Here is a 17,341-nt window from a genome sequence, read left to right on the forward strand (position 1 = left end):
CCAATGTGATGACAAAGGCTAGGTCGGTCTGGGTGATTTTCCGACAGTGGTCCTACGACTCTTCCGTCAGCGCGGCCGCGGTCAGGGTGAGATGCCGGGTCAGCGCCTCGGCTGCCGCGTCGGCGTCGCGGGCCAGCGCCGTTTCCTCCAGCAGGCGATGTTCGGCGAGATGATCGCGGCCGGGGAGCGCTGCGCGGCCCAACGGCGGGCGAGTTCGCTCGCGGTCCACATCCGGTCGAACCTCTCCAGCGGACGGGGTTCCCGCAGCCGTCCGGCAAGGTCCGCTGGAAGACACGATGGGCTTCGGACCAGGCGCCGCTGAAGTGTTCGCCTTCTTCGGGGTCGAACGGCGGCGTGCGGCCCAGCCGGTGGTGGGCGGCGCGGACACGGGCCGTCGACATCGACGCGTCCGGAATGCTCCTCGACGCGGAAGGGGATCCAGTCGAGCAGGCGGGTGACCGGTTCGTCGTGCACATGCACCGGGAAGCGCTCGGGGACGTGCCTTTGGGCAAGTACGACGTCGAAGTCGTCATCACGACCCTCGTCCCGGACGAGGAGATCGCCTGGACCGTCGAAGGCCGGGTCCGGCCGCATGCCCGGCATGTCTACGGCTACCGGCTGGAGCCCGCCGAGGGCGGCACGCTCGTGACGTCCTACTACGACTGGTCGGAGGTCGGTGCGGAGTGGAGGGAGCGCATCACGTTCCCGTGGTTCCCGAGTCCGCGCTCAGGGCCACGCTGGGGATTCTCGAGCGGACCGTGCGGCGTCGAGCCGTTTCGCCCGCGCGCGGGCAGTGAACACGGCAGAATGCCTCCGTGCGGAACATCCTCATAGCGGTCGCCCTCGTCCTGCTCGGTGTCACCGGATGCCAGGGCGGGGTTTCCGGCCAGGCCGAGCCCGAAGGTGACAGTTTCGCGATCAAGGACGGGTCGCGGCTGCGGTTCCGCCCGGTCCTCGCGGAGGTGCCACCTGGTCCGGCCGCGGGCGCGGCGACCAACCGGCAGAGCACTGATCCCGCGGAGCAGCAGGCCGCCGCGGCGGCACTGGACTGCTCGGAGGGAACGGATCCGCTCGACGGCCGCGATGATCCGGCGCTCCCGCTGGTCAGTTGTGACCGCGTGCAGGGCACCAAATACCTGCTCGGCCCGGCCTTCCTCACCGGGGCCGACCTCAGCCGGGCGAACGCTCGGCTCGATTCGCAGTCGGGTGGCCCGCTCGTCGGACTCAGCTTCACCGACGCGGGCGCGCGGACGTGGGCCGACTGGACCGCGGCGAACGTCGGCAAGCAGGTCGCGATGGTGCTGAGGAGCCGGGTGCTGACCGCGCCGATGATCCAGTCCGCCATCACCGGCGGGGAAACCCAGATCACCGGCAAGTTCACCATGTCCGATGCCCGTCAGCTGGCGCGGGACATCGCCGGCGCCTGAGCCTGGCGGTGCGGGTGGTCGGACCGAACGGCCGGTTTCGCGTGTCGTCCCTCCAAGCACGTGTGTCGTCCCTCCGGACACGCGAAATCGCCACTCGCGCACCGGTGGCTCAAGAGCCCGCGGCAGTCCCCGGACCAGCGCGGAATACGATCACCGGGCCCGACGTTTGAGCGTTCAACTACTTGAGGAGTTGGACATGGGTTACGAGATCCTGGGCACCCCGCAAGCGCCGACCTTCGGCCTGGACACGTTCGGCGACGTCGAGAACGGCGCCGACGGCCAGCCGGTGAGCCAGGCCGAGGCCATCCGCCAGGTCGTGGCCGAGGGCGTCCTCGCCGACCAGGTGGGCGTGGACTACTTCGGCGTCGGCGAGCATCACCGCGCCGAGATGGCGGTGTCCTCACCGGACGTCGTGCTGGCCGCGATCGCGGGGCAGACCGGACGGATCCGGCTGGGCACGGCCGTCACGGTGCTCAGTTCGGACGACCCGGTGCGCGTGTACGAGCGGTTCGCCACGTTGGACGCCGTTTCCCGGGGGCGCGCCGAGGTCACGCTCGGCCGGGGTTCGTTCACCGAGTCGTTCCCGCTGTTCGGCTACTCCCTGGAGGACTACGAAGCGCTCTTCGCTGAGAAGCTCGACCTGTTCACGCATTTGCAAGGGGAGAAGCCGGTCGACTGGTCCGGGACCGTCCGCCCGGCCTTGGAAGGCGCGCAGGCCTTCCCGGTCACCGAATCGGGCAGTCTGCCCGCTTGGGTCGGCGTCGGCGGCACCCCGCAGTCGGTGGTCCGCGCGGCCGCGTACGGTCTGCCGCTGGTGATGGCCGTGATCGGCGGGTCGCCGGAGCGGTTCGCCCCGCTCGCGGAACTGTACCGGCGCGCGGTGAAGGAGGCGGGCCACCAGGAGCTGCCGATCTCGATGCACAGTCCTGGCCACGTCGCCGAGACCGACGAACTCGCCGTCGCCCAGCACTTCTCGCATCACCAGGCCGCTTTCGCCAAGATCGGCGCCGAACGAGGCTGGGGCCCGATGTCCAGGGCCGACTACGACGCCATGGCCGGACCGCGCGGCGCGCTGTTCGTCGGCTCCCCGGAAACCGTCGCGCGGAAGATCGCATGGGCGGTGCGGGCCCTCGGCCTGTCGCGATTCCAGCTCAAATACAGCGTCGGCGCGCTTCCGCACGAGCAGCGCCTGAACTCGATCCGGCTTTACGGCGAGAAGGTCGTCCCGCGCGTGAAGGAGTTGCTCGGCTAGCCTCGAAGGCGTGGTGTTCGATTCCGAGCGATTCGACCTTGAGCCGTACACCGGTTTCGACATGTCCCGCTATGTCCGGCGGACGTATTGCAGCTGGGAGGATTCCGGCTGGGAATCGCTGCTCGTCCAGCGATTCGACCACGTTCCCGTCGCCGAGGACATGCGGCTGCCCGCCGTCGCGGATCTGCATCTGGTCCTGCCGCTTTCGGGGCGGGCGGTGATGGAGACCCGCGGCGAAGGCCGGTGGAACCGGCATCAGTGGGGACCGGGACGGCTTGAACTCGCCGTTCCCGGCCTGCCGCTGCAGCGCCGTTACCGCGGCGACGAAGCGATGCGAAGCCTGCAGGTGCACATCCCGGGCACCACGGTGGAGGCGGTGGCCGCCCGGCTGGGTGGCCGAGCGGTGGACCACGAGGCGATGGCGGCCTCCGTGGCCGAGGGAGATTCGCTGCTCGACGAGCTGGTCCGCGCGGTCGGAAACGCCAGGGAGCAGGACGATCTCTACGCCGAATCCGCGGCCGCCTTCCTCGCCGTGCACCTGCTCACCCGCCACGCGCGGAAGCCGGAGCCGCCGAGCGCGGGCCGGGAGGACCACCGTGTCCGCGCCGCGGTGGCGATGATGCGCGAGCGGCTGGCCGAACCGCTCACCGTCGCCGAAATCGCCGGGGAAGTACATTTGAGCGTCTACCACTTCATCCGCGTCTTCAAGGAAAAGACCGGCCAGACCCCGCACCGTTTTCTCGGCGGGCTGCGGATGGAGGAAGCGCGAAGGCTGCTGCGCGACACCGATCTCCCGATCGCCGGGATCGCGGGTAGATGCGGGTTCGCCACTCCGGGCGCCTTGTCGGCCGCTTTCCTGAAGCACACCGGCTCGCGTCCGTCGGAGTACCGCAATTCCTGACCGCCGCCGCGCAATCCGGCGCATGGTGGCCCCGCCCGCCCGTTCCTAGGGTGAGGCGTGTGAGTAGTTCTGGAGTGCAGTCGTACGACGTCACCGCCGAATCGCCGGCGCCGCCCGCCGCGGTGTGGGCACTGTTGCTGGACGCCCGCAGCTGGCCGGTCTGGTCACGGGTGGGTTCCCTGGAAGTCGCCGCGTCGCAAGGACTTTCCGCCGACGGACGCGACGGTGTCGGCGCGGTGCGTGCCTTCCGCACCGGCAAGACGGTCACCAAGGAGCGGATCACCGCCCTCGACCCCGAACGGCGGTTCGCCTACGAGGGCGTGGACGTCCCGGTGATGCTCGATTACCAGGCTTCGGTCGATCTGTGCGAAACGCCCGGTGGCGGAACGCGGATCCGCTGGCACGGAACGTATCGCGTCGGCAAGGGCAACGCGTGGATCTTCCGTTGGTACCTTCGCCGCTTCATGCGCGACATGGCGACCGGGCTCGCCGATCACGCCGGCGGCCCGGCCAAGAGGCCATGACGAGGAATCAGTGCCGATGAGCGGCTTCGCGGTGGAAGCCCGCGATCATCGCTTCGGTGCTCGGCGGGTTGAAAGGCTGCCCGAGGGTGCGCATGAGTGAGTTCACGCTGGGGCGGTACATCCCGGTCTTGCAGTAGCGGGATCCCTCGAAGACACCGACCGTGCCGCCGTCGGGGGAGGGCTTGCCGAGCCAGGTGTACCACTTGGCCCGGCGGTCCTTCATCTGCTGAGCCGTGAGCGCGGAAGCGTTGGGCTCCCGGGGTTCGCGGGCGTCGCAGGTGCCGTAGTCGTATTCGTCGGCGAGCCCGCCGATGGAGTGCCCGAGTTCGTGGGCGACGATCTGGCTGGCCTGGATGTTGCCGCCCGAAGAGGTCGCGACCCCGCCACCGGCGCCGCCGTACTTCGTCGTGTTCGCCAGCATGATGACCTGATCGACGTCCGGCGCGGCCGCGGCGTACTGGTTCGCCTTGGTTTCGTTGACGCACAACAGCCGTTCGATCCCACCGCACCAGAAGTACGAGCCCAGCGCGGTGTTGCGCCGTATGCCCTGGGTCGGGTCGTTGGTGATACCGGACTGCGGTGACACCACGTCGACCTGCCAGAGGTTGAACTGCTTGCGGTAGCTCTTGTACGGCTCGATGGCGAACAGCGCCGCGATGCTGGAGCGGACGTGCTGCGAGTACGTGCCCAGCTGGGTCGAGGTGTAGCCGTCACCGACGAAGACCAGGTCGAAGGTGGTCTCACTCGGGCCGTTGGTTTCGATCGGGGTCACCGCGGCGGCGCTCGTGATCCGCTGAGGCGCGGCGGTTCGGTCCGAAGCGGGCCGGGTGACGTCCACCCGGGTGATGGTCCCTCCTGGTTCGAAGGCCTCCATCGACGTCGTGAATCCGGGCGCCGCCGACGCCGTCGCGGGAACGAGCCCGGCGACGAGGGTGGCGGTCAGCGCGGCCATGAGGCAGGCGCGTCGCATGCGTACTCCTTGCGGGGACGAGGGGGAGTACGAAAAACGATCCCGACTTTCGACGGCTTCCGGCACATCCCAAGTGGCCATAAGGTCCGCGTGATGGACGTCGAGTTACGTCACCTGCGAGTGGTGTGCGCCGTCGCCGACGCGGGCAGCATCACGCGCGCGGCGATCGGGCTCGGGAGCACCCAGCCCGCGCTGACCGCCGCCGTGCAACGGATCGAGCGCGCGTTCGGGGGAATCTTGTTCGTCCGAGGGAGGGACGGGGTCTTCCCGACGGCGTTCGGTGAATGCGTGCTCGTCCGTGCCCGCGCCGTCCTCGCCGCGGCGGACACGATGCACCAGGACTCGGCGCGTTTCCTGGCGGAAGGCGAGAAACGTCCTGTCGCGCTGGGTGGGATCGGCGGTTCGATGGTCGTCGAGCTGGCGGACCGGCTCGGTGATTCCGGCCGGGGGCAAGCGGTTTCGGTGACCACCGAGTTCTCGCCCTTGCGGTTGCTGGATCTCGTGGCCGGTGGGCAACTCGACGCCGCCGTGGTCGCCGACTATCCCGGGCACAGCCTGCCGTCGGCTCCCGGGGTGGAGTCGCGGCCCTTGGCCACGCAACCGGTGTTCGTGGCGATCGCCGCGGACCATCCCGCCGCCCGCCGCACCGAGGTCGACCTCGCCGACCTGGCCGGGGAACGGTGGGTGCTCGGGCCGTCCGACGGTGCCGGCTGGCCGGAGTGCTTCGAGGAAGCCTGTGCGCGGGCGGGATTCCGGCCGCAGGCGGCGCACCGGAGCACCGAGTTGCGGCCTCTGCAACGCCTGATCGCCGCCGGCCGGGCGATTTCCCCCTGTCAGGTCACCTTTCCCGCCTCACCCGGGATCGCGATCCGGCCCCTGACTGGGGATCCGCTGTGGATGCGGTATCTGATCGCCTGGAGTACGGAAGGTGCCTTCGGCGCGGACAGCGACGTCTTGATCGCCGCGGCCGAGGCGGCCTACCGGTCCGACACCGAAAGCAGCCACCCCTATCGCCACTGGCTCGCCCGCCGCGGTGAACCGGCCGGCGGGCGGCGTGCCATCGGGTGACACCTGGTCAGGGAATTCCCCTTGTCGCGCAGGGGTCCTAGCCTCGGATCACCTCATCGACGAAGGGTAAGAAATTGCGTCTGCGCGCCCTGCTGGCCGCTGCTGTCCTGACCATCACCACCGCTCCGGCCGCGTTCGCCGCGTCGGACGTCGCCCACGGCACCGATGTCCCACCAGGACAGTTCGGGTTCGTCGCGAAGATCGCGATGACGAAGATCCCGCGCCCGGACGGCTCGACCTACAGCAGCTATTGCACGGGTGCGCTGATCGCGCCCGGCTGGGTCGTCACCACCGGGCACTGCTTCCACGACGCGCACCGCAAGCGCGTCGCGGGCAAGGTGCCGTACCCGACGACGGTGACGTTGGGCCTCGTCGACGAGGCGATCGAATCAGGCGTGGCCCGCAAGGCGACCGAAGTGCTGCAGGCGAAGGAAAATGACGTCGCCCTCATCAAACTGGACACTCCGGTGACGACGGTGACCCCGCTGACGGTGAACCGGGTGCTCCCGAAGATCGGCCAGCAGCTGACGTTGGCGGGCTGGGGCAGCCTGACCGCCAAGAACCCCGCTCCGGCCACCCGGATGCAGCAAGGCACGGTCCAGGTGGCGACGGTGGCCCCGACGACGATGGGTGTCCGCGGCGCGGCACCCTCGATCACGACCAGTGCCTGCACGTACGACTCGGGCGCGCCGTACTTCGTCCCGGGAGGCAAGAGCGGCAGCCTGGTCTCGCTGGAGGCCACCGGGCCGGACTGCCCGCACGCCGGGATCGAGACGACCTCGCGCGCGGACGTCATCGCGGACTGGATCGCCACCCAGACGGGCTAACGGGCCGTTTCGTCCGGCGGCGGACCGGGTAGTGGCGTGAGCAGGAGGTAGTGCGATGACGACTGCTCGAATGACCGCGCCTCCGGCGCCGCCGAACCCCATGCCGCCGGACCCCGGCGTCCCCGACCCCGGGATTCCCGAACCGGTGCCGGACCCGGGCAGGCCGGAACCGGTCCCGGATCCCGGGGTTCCCGAACGGGTCCCCGATCCGGGGCCGGACCGCCCGATTCCGGAACCCGAGAGCCCGCCGGAAGCCCAGCCGGGACCGGCGGGACTCAGAGGGTGAACGCGAGCCAGAGCGCGAGCCAGGCGCAGGCCGCGACCGCGACGACGACCGCGATCACCCGCAGGCCCGCGGTGGCGATCCGGAGCGGCGCGGTTCCGTTGTGGTGTCGGTGATTCCCCATGATTCCGCCCTCCTTCCAAGATCACCATCCGCTCCCGGCGCCCTCGCCGCAGCGGGGAGGGTCCATCCGGGTGACCCCGGCCGGGTGAGAAGCCCGCATTCAGTCCTCTGAATGCGCTCGTTCGCATCGCCAACTACCGCATTCAGAGGACTGAATGCGGGGCATTCAGAGCCAGTCGTTGTGCGCGGCGAAGATCCCCAGCTGGAACCGGCTGGACACGCCCGCGCGGTCCATCAGGTTCTCGAGATAGCGGAACAGGGTGCGCCTGCTGACGCCGAGTTCGGCGGCGATCTCGTCGTCCTTGCGCCCGGCGGTGAGCAAGAGCAGCAGTTCCCGTTCGACCGGCCGGATCGGCTGTTCGGACGTCCGTCCATGCCGGTCGAGTGGAAGCGCGGCCGCCCAGGAGGTTTCGAACAGGCCCTCCAGCGCGGAGAAAAGGCTGCAAGGCCGCACGATGACGATGGACTGGTTGCGATCGGCCTCGCGGATGGTCAGCGCGATGGTCGCCGCACGGTCGTCGAACAGCGTCAGTTTCACCGGCAGCTCGGGCAGCAGGCGGGCCTGTTCGCCTGCCCGCAGGCACGGCAGGATGTTCGCGGCGAGATAGCCGGGATCGCCGAGTGACGCTCCACTGTAGACACAACGGTAGGTGATCCCGCGCCGCAGTTGCTCCTCCTCCAGGAGATTCCGGCGGCCGCCGGTGAAGTACGGCGGGGAGTCGAGGCGGCGCACCTGATGCCGCACCGTGGTCGCGAGGTGCTGAAGCCGGGGGATGATGGCGTCGCCCGTGACCACTTCGAGCAGGTCCTGCGCGTTCGGCATCCCCGAATGCGCCCGCCGGAAGGCGCGGTACGCGGTCTGGACCGCGAGCCGCGCGTCGTGCAGTTCGGCCTGCCGTCGCGTGGTCAGTGCGGCGAGCGCTTCGCTGGGGTTCGCGGGGACGTATTCGGACCCGTCCACTCCGGACGACACCGCGAGGCCCGCGTCGGCCAGTTCTTTCAGTGCGAGCTGGACGGTCTCCGCGTCGTCCTCCCGCCAGGCCAGCTCCTCGGCGGTGACGGGCGCGCTGTCGAGCATCCGCCGGTAGATCCGGGAGGCGGTCTCACCGAGTCCCAGCCTGGCCAGCTGCGCGCCGAGACCGTCCGGGGGAGTCGTCGATGCCACTTTCCACCTGCCTCTCACCGGTCCGGGAGCGGTGGCGCCACCGCTCCCGGACCGGTTCGCCGAAACCTAGACGCCCGAGGTGTCGCGGATCCAGGTGCGGTTCGCCGAAATGCTGGTGTGCGTCGAGGTGTCCACCTTGTTGCCGGCGATGTGCACGCCGACCTGCTTGCCGCCGACGAAGACCGGACCGCCGGAGTCGCCGCCGTTGGTCAGCCCGTTGCCCCGGCGGGCCTTGATCAGTCCACTCCCGACACTGGTCACCGTCATCCTGGCGACCTTGAGGTAGCGCTGCAGGTCACCGTCTTCGTTGTAGCCCCAGCCATAAACGTATTCGGTGTCACCGACGGCGACGGAAGTACCGAGGGACGCGTACGTCGTGCTCACCGAGCGGTCGAGCCTCAGCAGCGCGATGTCGGCGCCGCTGGAGGGGGTGTGGATGTCGGCCACCACGGCGTACGTTCCGGCCCGATGATCGACGTCGCCCACCCGGACGGAGTAGTCGGCGCCGGGTTCGTCGACGCAGTGGTGGGCCGTGAGCACCCAGCGGGCGCTGATGATCGAACCGGAGCACCACTGGCTGCCGTTCTGTTCGATCATGGCGGCCCACGGGCCGGACTGGGCGTATTCGCCGTCGATGATGGGGGCCGCGACGGCGGCGGGTGCGACCGTCGTGAGCCCGGCCGCGCACAGCAGGGCAGTGAGGAGACCTCGGAGGCGCATGGGTGCCTTCCAATGCAGGGGAATCAGGGAAAGGAATCGACGGGTCACCCGTTTTGCGGCCGCGGCGGATCGCCAGGGATCGCCCGGCCGGATCCGAAATCGGTTTTCCCATGCTAGGCAGGCGGATACGGCGGTCGATAGCGACTAAAGACGGGAGAAGGACGCGCCGGGCGGCGCCGGACCTGGGCTTTCGGCACGAGAGTGCCGGTGGCACCGATGTGTCAGCGGGGAGTCGTGAGGTGACGTCAGGCGTGTCGCGAAAGCGGCTTTCGCGACATCAGGCCGTGAAGGCCTCCTTCACTACCTTCAGGGTAGGCAAGGAGGCCTTCACGGACACGCGAGCTACTCCGTGATCATCGACGACGGCGTTTCCCGGGCGGCCTGGCGTCGAGCAGTTCCTCGGCGAGCAGGATCGTCCGTTCCGACAGCGTGGCGGACAACCGCTCGACCGACTCGCCGATCCGGCCCGCCTCCCGGCGCACACCCTCGCCCGCGGGCATGTTGTGCCGCTCGGCGAGGCCCGCGAGCCTGCTTCCGGAGACCAGGACCAGATCGGCGAGCCGCTCGCCCAGTTCGGTCAGCCGGTTCGCCGTCCGGCCCGCACGGCGCGCCACGAGGTCTTCGGTCTCCCGCCGCAGCTCCCGGACGGCGGACCTCGACTCGTTCGTCGTCCCGGTGAGTGCGGACCTCAAGGTTTTCGTCACGTCCATCAGGATCGACCTCCACGCGGCTAGCCCCTGGATTTGAGTGTACAGCTGTACTCCGTATTCGCGGAATACGTGATCTCAAAGTCCGCTGCAGGCAAAGAAAACGGCAAAACCGAGAGAACGCGCGTAAGCGCAGCGGGCAACGGGGAGCACTCCTCGCAGATGGCAGTCGAAAAATTTCTGAAACATGTCAACTTCTTGCATTCCGTCCCCGGGTTGTTGCATGCTCGTACGGCTCTGGCTCCCTCCCCGCCGTCTCAAAGAAGAGAAGACGCCATGACACGTATGCGCCTGTCCCGGCTCATCGCCGGTCTCCTGGTCTCGGGGCTTTCCGTCGCCGGACTCTCCTTCGCTTCCGCCGCGAGCGGGCCACCTCCCGACCCCGTCGCCACTCCCGTTCCGGCCGCGCTCGCCGAAGTGCCGTTGACCCGCACAGTGTCGGCGAGCAGCGCGCTGCCCGGTTATCCCGTCGCGAACGCCGTCGACGGGAACCAGGAGAGCTACTGGGAATCCGCCAACAACGCGTTCCCGCAGTGGATCCAGGCAGACCTCGGCACGGCGAAGTCCCTTTCGCGAATCGTGCTGAAACTGCCCGCGGGCTGGGAATCCCGCGCCCAGACACTGGCGGTGCGCGGAAGCACCGACGGCACGGCGTTCACCGACCTCGCCGCGCCGGCCGGCTACACGTTCGCTCCCGGCACCAACACCGTCACCATCCCGATGACCGCGCCGGCCCGCTACGTGCGGCTGCACGTCACCGCGAACTCGCGATGGCCCGCCGCGCAACTCGCGGAATTCGAGCTGTACGGGCCGGACACCGGCGACACGCAGGCGCCGAGCGCGCCGGCGAGTCTCGCGCTGACCGAGCCCGTCTCCGGCCAGATCCGGCTGACCTGGTCGCCCTCGGCGGACAACGTCGGTGTCGACGGCTACACCGTCTATCGCGACGGGACGCCGGTCACCACGATCACCGGCACCACGTTCACCGAATCCAGGCCCACGGGGACCCGGGTCGAGTACTTCGTGCGCGCCAAGGACGCGGCGGGCAACGAATCCGGCGACAGCAACCATGTCGTGCGCTCCGGGACGAGCGCGGGCGCGAACCTGGCGGCGGGCAAACCGATCGAGGCCACGTCGACGGTCCATTCGTTCCTCGCGGCCAACGCCAACGACAACAACACCGCCACGTACTGGGAATCCGCCGCGGGGTACCCGAACGCGCTGACGGTGAAGCTCGGGGTCGACGCGGATGTCGACTCGGTCGTGGTGAAACTCGACCCGGACGCGATCTGGGGTGCGCGGACACAGAATTTCGAGGTCCTTGGTCGTCCGCAGGGTTCCACCGCGTTCACCACCCTGTCGGCGCGAGCCGACCACCGCTTCGACCCGGCCACCAACCGGAATTCGGTGGTCATCCCGGTCAGCGGACGCGCCGCGGAGGTACGCCTTCAGTTCTTCGCCAACTCCGGTGCGCCCGGCGGTCAGGTCGCGGAATTCCAGGTGATCGGCACTCCCGCGCCGAACCCGGACCTCGTCGTCACCGGCACGACCTGGACGCCGGAGCACCCGACGGAGACCAGCAGGCTCGCCGTGTCGGCGACCGTGAAGAACACCGGCACCGCGAACGCGGCCGCCACCACCGTGAACGTCAGCCTCGGCGGCACCGTCGCCGGTGACGCGGCGGTCGGGGCGCTCGCCGCCGGTGAGTCCGCCACGGTCACCGTCGACGCGGGCACGCGTCCACAAGGGACCTACACCGTGGCCGCCACCGCCGATCCGGCGGGCAAGATGGCCGAGCAGGACGAAACGAACAACACCTACACCTCGCCGACGCCGCTGGTCGTCGCCCAGTCGCCGGGGCCCGACCTCGAGGTCACCGGCATCACCTCGAACCCGCCCAATCCGGCGGCCGGTTCGGCGGTGTCCTTCACCGTCGCGGTGCGCAACCGCGGCACGAGCGGCGCGGGCGCTTCGGTGACGCGGCTGGCCGTCGGCGGCACCACACTGACCGGCGCCACCGGTGCGATCGAGGCGGGCGCCACCGCGAATGTCGCGATCTCGGGCACGTGGACCGCCGCCGACGGTGGCGCGACCCTCACCGCGACGGCCGACGCGAACGGCACGGTCACGGAGACCAACGAGTCGAACAACGACCTCTCGCGGGCGATCGTCGTGGGCCGCGGCGCGGCGGTCCCGTACGTCGAATACGAGGCGGAAGCCGCGCAGTACCAAGGACAACTGCTGGAAGCCGACCCGCTCCGCACCTTCGGCCACACGAACTTCGCGACCGAATCCTCGGGCCGCAAGTCCGTGCGGCTGGCGAATCAGGGGCAGTACGTGGAGTTCACGTCGGCGAACCAGGCGAACTCGATCGTCGTGCGCAATTCCATTCCCGACGCCCCCGGTGGTGGCGGGCAGGACGCGACGCTCAGCCTTTACGTCAACGGGACTTTCGCGCAGAAGCTGACGTTGTCGTCGAAGCACAGCTGGCTCTACGGCAGCACCGACGATCCCGAAGGCCTGACCAACACCCCGCAGGCCAACGCGCGACGGCTGTTCGACGAGTCGCACGCGCTGCTGTCGCGGTCGTATCCGCCGGGCACGAAGTTCAAGCTGCAGCGGGACAGCGGTGACAACGCGGCGTTCTACATCGTCGACCTCATCGATCTGGAGCAGGTCGCCCCGGCGTCGGAGAAGCCCGCGAACTGCGTGTCGATCACGGAGTACGGCGCCGTGCCGAACGACGGGAACGACGACTCGGCGGCGATCCAGCGCGCGGTGACCGACGACCAGAACGGCGTGATCGGCTGTGTCTGGATCCCGGCGGGGCAGTGGCGGCAGGAGAAGAAGATCCTGACCGACGATCCGAACGTGCCCAACGGCGGCGGCCAGTACAACCAGATCGGCATCTCCGACGTGACGATCCGCGGCGCGGGCATGTGGCATGCGCAGCTGTATTCGCAGATCGAGCCGCAGAACGCGGGCGGCATCAACCATCCGCACGAGGGCAACTTCGGGTTCGACATCGACAAGAACACGCAGATCTCCGACATCGCCATCTTCGGTTCCGGCCGGATCCGCGGCGGCGACGGCGGCGCGGAAGGCGGCGTCGGTCTCAACGGCCGCTTCGGCACCGGTACGAAGATCTCCAACGTGTGGATCGAGCACGCCAACGTCGGCGTGTGGGTCGGCCGGGACTACAGCAACCTGCCGGCGCTCTGGGGCCCCGGCGACGGCCTCGAGTTCAGCGGCATGCGGATCCGGAACACCTACGCCGACGGCATCAACTTCACCAACGGCACCCGCAACTCGAAGGTGGTCAACTCGTCGTTCCGTACCACCGGCGACGATTCGCTCGCGGTGTGGGCGAACCAGTACGTGAAGGATCCGTCACAGGACATCGCGCACGACAACGTGTTCGCCAACAACACGATCCAGCTTCCGTGGCGCGCCAACGGGATCGCGATCTATGGCGGCTACGGCAACAAGATCGAGAACAACCTCGTCCACGACACGATGAACTACCCGGGCATCATGCTGGCGACGGATCACGATCCGCTGCCGTTCTCCGGGGAGACGCTCATCGCGAACAACGCCCTGTACCGCTGTGGCGGCGTGTTCTGGGGCGAGCAGCAGGAGTTCGGCGCGATCACGTTCTTCGCGCAGGGCAAGGACATTCCCGGGGTCGTGCTGCGGGACACGGAGATCCACGATTCGACCTACGACGGTGTCCAGTTCAAGACGGGTGGCGGCGTCGTGACCGCGGCCCTCACGAATGTCAAGATCGACAAGTCGAACAACGGCGCGGGCATCCTCGCGATGAGCGGCGCCCGCGGCAGCGCGACCTTGACCAACGTGACGATCACGAACTCCGCGAACGGCGACATCGTCCGTGAGCCGGGGTCGCAGTTCGTGATCAACGGCGGGCCGGTGCCGGCGGTGGTCTCGTCGGGGCGCCGTACGCGGTAGGCCGGAAGTGATCCGAGGGCCGGAGCGGGAGACCGCTCCGGCCCCTTTCATGTCCGGGGGCTCAGCCCCGTGACGGCCAACCGGAACAGCCGGTCCGCTTGTGCGGCGGGATCCGGGTAGAGCTCGGTGGCCAGGACGATGCCGACGATCAGGGTGATCAGGTCTGCGACCGTGACGTCCGGAGAGACCACGCCGTCCCGCGCGGCCCGCTGCACCAGCGGACCCCCGGCTTCCTCGATGGCGACGGAACAGGAGTTCTCGTGCTCCAGGGGACCGTCGTAGGCGAGCGCGGCCGCCAAACCGCGGGCGGAGACGCAGTAAGTGACGACCTCGTCGAGCCAGGTCAGGAGAGCCTGCCGGCTGTCGTCCTCGCCGGTCAGCTCGGTGGCGCGGGCGCACAACGCCGCGATCCGCTTCGCGGAGACCGCCTCCAGCAGGGCCCGGCGGGTGGGGAAGTGGCGCCGGACGGTAGCCGAGCCGACGTTGGCGGTCCGTGCGATCTGCTCCAGGGAGGCGCCGGAGCCGTGGGCCGCGACCTCTTCCTCGGCCACCGCGAGGATGCGCGCGTAGTTGCGCCGTGCGTCGGCACGCAGGCCGTCGGACATGTCTTCACCTCGGAGTTTGCGTAAGTGGCGGGCCCCGCCATATTGTAGCGGACGATAAGTGGCGGGCCCCGCCACTTAGTCGACCGAAGGAGTCACCATGTCTTCAGCACCCGTTTTGGTCACCGGCGCCACCGGCAGGCAGGGCGGTGCGACCGCCCGTGCCCTGCTCGCGGCCGGTGTTCCCGTCCGAGCTCTGGTGCGAGACCCGGCCAGGGCGAAAGCCGTCGAAGCGCTCGGCGCCGAACTCGTCGTCGGTGACCTCCACGACGTCGATTCCGTCATCCGGGCGGCCAAGGGCGCCCGTGCCGTCTTCTCGGTACAGATGCCGGGGATGAACGCCGACGGATTCGACTTCGCCGGCGAGGTGACTCAAGGCGTCAACCTCATCGAGGGCGCGAAGGCGGCCGGGGTGCCGCAGTTCGTGCATACCTCCGTTTCGGGTGCCGGCCAGCACGTCGAGGCGGACGGATGGGCCGAAGGGCGCTGGACGTCGATGGAGTCCACGCTGGGTGCCAAGGCCGCGATCCAAGACCGTCTCCGCGAAGCCGGATTTCCGCAGTGGACCCTGCTCAAGCCGGGTTTCTTCATGGAGAACTTCCTGCCCGACATGAAGTTCCTCTTTCCGTGCGGGGTGGACGGCGGTCTGGTCAGCGTCATCAAGCCGTCGACGTCCCTTTCGCTGGCCGCCGTCGACGACATCGGCGCCGCGGCCGCCGCGGTCATCGCCGAACCGGAGCGGTTCACCGGGGTCGAACTGGAGCTGGCGAGCGACTTCCTGACCATGACGGAGATCGCCGAGGTCCTGTCCGGAGTACTGGGCAGGCGGCTGGCGGCACCGGATATGACCGTCGAGCAGGCGGTCGCAGCCGGGATGCCGCCGATGGGCGCCTCGCACGAGTGGCTGAACGTGGTCGGCCAGCCCGGACGTCCGGAATACGCGCGTGAACTGGGCCTCCCGCTCACCGGGTTCGCCGAGTGGGCGCGGAAATATCTTGCGTAGTGCGTGATCGTTGAGGCATGCGCATCGAGCCTCTGCTGGACCATCTCGACCGGGAGGATCCCGGCGGCGTCCTCGGGTTGTACCTCTACGGTTCCGCCGCGGCGGGTGGGCTCAAACCGGACAGTGACGTCGATCTGCTGCTGGTCACCCGCCGCTCGCTCGGCGAATCGGAGCGCGCCGCGCTGGTGTCCCTGCTGTTGCGGCTTTCGGGCTGGCGTGGTCACGCCAGCCGATTCCCCGATGCGGCGGACCGGCGGCCGATCGAACTGACCGGGATCGTGGCCGGGGGCAAGCCGTCGCACCGTGATTTCCAGTACGGGGAATGGCTTCGGGAAGATTTCGTCCAAGGTGGACTTCCCCGGCCGGTGGAGGATCCCGACGTCGTGATCCTCGTGGCCACCGCCCAAGCGGCGCATCGCGTTCTGCGCGGCCCCGCGCTGGCCGCACTCCTCGATCCGGTGCCGCGGGATCTGCTCCGCGACGCGGCGCTCGGCGTCGTCCCCGGTCTGTTGTCCGAGATCGAAGGCGACGAACGCAACGTCCTGCTCACGCTCGCGCGGATCGTCGTGACCGTCGAGACGGGCGGGATCGTCTCGAAGGACGCCGCGGCGGCGGCCATCGCGCCGACGCTCGATGGCGATGGCCGCGCGCTGCTCCAGCGTGCGCGAGCGGGCTACCTCGGTGCGGCTTCCGGTGACTGGACCGGACTTTCGGCCGAGGTGGCCTTGCTCGCGCGGGCTCTCGCGGACCGGGCGAAGGGAGTTTGACAAAGCGGAACAGTGCTCCGTATGTTTGTGGAACAGCGCTCCGCTTAGTGTGGTGCCGTCTCACAAGGGAAGAATCACCATGAGTACGCCAGTGATCTCGATCGCCCCGGTGACGTTGCCGTCTCCTGGTCGTGCCGTGGATCTGCGGGTTCGGGTCTCCGCCCCGATGACCGGTGGCGGGTTGCCGATCATCCTGCTGTCGCACGGTCAGGGCCCTTCGAATCACCTCTCGTCGCTGAACGGCTATGCCCCGCTCGTGAACTACTGGGCGGCGCACGGATTCGTCGTTCTCCAGCCCACCCATCTCAGTTCCAGAACTCTGGATCTGGGGTCCGATCACCCCGAAGCGCCGCTGTACCAACGGTCGCGGGCGGAGGACATGATCGGCATCCTCGACCGGCTCGACGAGATCGAGGCCGCGGTGCCGGGTCTGCGCGGACGAGTGGACCGGGGCAAGGTCGCCGTGGCCGGGCACTCGATGGGCGGGCATACCGCGAGCCTGCTGCTGGGCGCGCGGTACACCGAGCCGGGTGACGGCACGGTGGTGAGCCTGGCTGAGTCCCGTGTCTCGGCCGGGGTGCTGCTCGCCGCGCCCGGTCGCGGCGGCGACGCTGTCACGGAATTCGTGGCGGAGAACTATCCCTTCTTCGTCAGCACCGATTTCTCCGCGATGACGACGCCCGCGCTCGTGGTCGCCGGCGACAAGGACTCCTCGGCGCATCTGACGGTCCGTGGCCCGGAATGGCACACCGATCCGTACTTCCTTTCGCCGGGGCGCAAGACCTTGCTCACCCTGTACGGCGCGGAACACGGTCTCGGCGGGATTTCCGGCTACGACGTCGCCGAGACGACGGACGAGAATCCGGCGCGAGTGGCCGCGGTGCAGCGGCTGACGGTGGCCTATCTTCGCAGCGAGCTCTACCCGGGTGACCCTGCTTGGCAGGAGGCCGCCGACGCGCTGGCCGCCGAGCCCGATCTGCTCGGGCGGGTCGAATCGAAGTAGTGCCCTAGTTGACAAGTCCCATAGAGGACT

At 69.0% G+C, this 17,341-nt stretch carries 18 protein-coding genes and 1 pseudogene; 12 read left to right on the top strand and 7 right to left on the bottom strand.

The window, feature by feature from the left end:
* Positions 1-52: 52 nt before the first annotated feature.
* Positions 53-392, bottom strand: a pseudogene (locus tag AC0685_RS20685) (FCD domain-containing protein); the annotation flags it as partial.
* Here AC0685_RS20685 and AC0685_RS20690 point away from each other — a divergent pair.
* From AC0685_RS20690 to AC0685_RS20710, 5 genes are all read left to right on the top strand, one after another.
* A complete protein-coding gene (locus AC0685_RS20690; RefSeq protein ID WP_478227120.1) occupies positions 355-834 on the top strand; it encodes an SRPBCC family protein in 480 nt (159 codons plus the stop codon). The pseudogene AC0685_RS20685 and the gene AC0685_RS20690 sit on opposite strands and share 38 nt — an antisense overlap.
* Positions 816-1,427, top strand: coding sequence for a SecDF P1 head subdomain-containing protein (locus AC0685_RS20695; RefSeq protein ID WP_478227032.1), 612 nt, complete (start codon positions 816-818; stop codon positions 1,425-1,427). Before AC0685_RS20690 ends, AC0685_RS20695 begins: the two co-directional genes overlap by 19 nt.
* 196 nt (positions 1,428-1,623) lie before the next feature.
* Entirely contained in the window at positions 1,624-2,679 is a 1,056-nt protein-coding gene (locus tag AC0685_RS20700; RefSeq protein ID WP_478227033.1) for an LLM class flavin-dependent oxidoreductase, read from the top strand.
* Between the two features lie 10 nt (positions 2,680-2,689).
* The gene (locus tag AC0685_RS20705; RefSeq protein ID WP_478227034.1) at positions 2,690-3,580 is read left to right on the top strand and encodes a helix-turn-helix domain-containing protein; all 891 of its coding nucleotides are present in this window, start codon (positions 2,690-2,692) and stop codon (positions 3,578-3,580) included.
* Between the two features lie 74 nt (positions 3,581-3,654).
* A complete protein-coding gene (locus AC0685_RS20710; RefSeq protein WP_478227119.1) occupies positions 3,655-4,104 on the top strand; it encodes an SRPBCC family protein in 450 nt (149 codons plus the stop codon).
* Between the two features lie 7 nt (positions 4,105-4,111).
* Here AC0685_RS20710 and AC0685_RS20715 read toward each other — a convergent pair whose 3' ends face one another.
* Positions 4,112-5,074, bottom strand: coding sequence for a M64 family metallopeptidase (locus AC0685_RS20715; protein ID WP_478227035.1), 963 nt, complete (start codon positions 5,072-5,074; stop codon positions 4,112-4,114).
* A gap of 93 nt (positions 5,075-5,167) precedes the next feature.
* On the opposite strand from AC0685_RS20715, the gene AC0685_RS20720 reads away from it, so the two are divergent.
* The 3 genes from AC0685_RS20720 (at position 5,168) to AC0685_RS20730 (ending at position 7,255) form a co-directional block, all read left to right on the top strand.
* Positions 5,168-6,142, top strand: coding sequence for a LysR family transcriptional regulator (locus AC0685_RS20720; protein ID WP_478227036.1), 975 nt, complete (start codon positions 5,168-5,170; stop codon positions 6,140-6,142).
* 74 nt (positions 6,143-6,216) lie between these two features.
* Positions 6,217-6,969, top strand: coding sequence for a trypsin-like serine protease (locus AC0685_RS20725; RefSeq protein WP_478227037.1), 753 nt, complete (start codon positions 6,217-6,219; stop codon positions 6,967-6,969).
* 55 nt (positions 6,970-7,024) lie between these two features.
* A complete protein-coding gene (locus AC0685_RS20730) occupies positions 7,025-7,255 on the top strand; it encodes a hypothetical protein (RefSeq protein ID WP_340682453.1) in 231 nt (76 codons plus the stop codon).
* Here the strand turns inward: AC0685_RS20730 and AC0685_RS20735 are convergent.
* The 4 genes from AC0685_RS20735 to AC0685_RS20750 all read right to left on the bottom strand — a co-directional run bounded on the left by AC0685_RS20735 (position 7,245) and on the right by AC0685_RS20750 (position 9,970).
* Positions 7,245-7,376: a hypothetical protein gene (locus AC0685_RS20735; RefSeq protein ID WP_478227038.1), complete on the bottom strand. Its 132-nt coding sequence runs from the start codon at positions 7,374-7,376 to the stop codon at positions 7,245-7,247. The two genes, AC0685_RS20730 and AC0685_RS20735, sit on opposite strands and share 11 nt — an antisense overlap.
* A gap of 165 nt (positions 7,377-7,541) precedes the next feature.
* Positions 7,542-8,540 carry a helix-turn-helix transcriptional regulator gene (locus tag AC0685_RS20740; protein ID WP_478227039.1) on the bottom strand — a complete coding sequence of 333 codons (999 nt, stop codon included), beginning with the start codon at positions 8,538-8,540 and terminating at the stop codon, positions 7,542-7,544.
* Positions 8,541-8,606: 66 nt separating this feature from the next.
* Positions 8,607-9,260, bottom strand: a complete 654-nt coding sequence (locus tag AC0685_RS20745; protein ID WP_478227040.1) for a S1 family peptidase — start codon at positions 9,258-9,260, stop codon at positions 8,607-8,609.
* A gap of 353 nt (positions 9,261-9,613) precedes the next feature.
* The gene (locus tag AC0685_RS20750) at positions 9,614-9,970 is read right to left on the bottom strand and encodes a hypothetical protein (protein ID WP_340682450.1); all 357 of its coding nucleotides are present in this window, start codon (positions 9,968-9,970) and stop codon (positions 9,614-9,616) included.
* Positions 9,971-10,243: 273 nt separating this feature from the next.
* Between AC0685_RS20750 and AC0685_RS20755 the strand changes: the two genes are divergently transcribed.
* A complete protein-coding gene (locus tag AC0685_RS20755; protein WP_478227041.1) occupies positions 10,244-13,936 on the top strand; it encodes a CARDB domain-containing protein in 3,693 nt (1,230 codons plus the stop codon).
* 47 nt (positions 13,937-13,983) lie between these two features.
* On the opposite strand, the gene AC0685_RS20760 is transcribed toward AC0685_RS20755, so the two are convergent.
* Positions 13,984-14,541, bottom strand: coding sequence for a TetR/AcrR family transcriptional regulator (locus AC0685_RS20760; RefSeq protein ID WP_478227042.1), 558 nt, complete (start codon positions 14,539-14,541; stop codon positions 13,984-13,986).
* 97 nt (positions 14,542-14,638) lie between these two features.
* Here AC0685_RS20760 and AC0685_RS20765 point away from each other — a divergent pair, with 97 nt between their 5' ends.
* The 3 genes from AC0685_RS20765 (at position 14,639) to AC0685_RS20775 (ending at position 17,311) form a co-directional block, all read left to right on the top strand.
* A complete protein-coding gene (locus AC0685_RS20765; protein ID WP_478227043.1) occupies positions 14,639-15,541 on the top strand; it encodes an NmrA family NAD(P)-binding protein in 903 nt (300 codons plus the stop codon).
* A 17-nt stretch (positions 15,542-15,558) separates the two neighbouring features.
* On the top strand, positions 15,559-16,308 hold the full coding sequence (locus AC0685_RS20770) for an aminoglycoside adenylyltransferase domain-containing protein (protein WP_478227044.1): 750 nt from the start codon (positions 15,559-15,561) through the stop codon (positions 16,306-16,308).
* A gap of 79 nt (positions 16,309-16,387) precedes the next feature.
* Positions 16,388-17,311 carry an alpha/beta hydrolase family protein gene (locus AC0685_RS20775; RefSeq protein ID WP_478227045.1) on the top strand — a complete coding sequence of 308 codons (924 nt, stop codon included), beginning with the start codon at positions 16,388-16,390 and terminating at the stop codon, positions 17,309-17,311.
* Positions 17,312-17,341 lie beyond the last annotated feature (30 nt).

The sequence above is a fragment of the Amycolatopsis sp. NPDC043889 genome, from assembly GCF_056435645.1.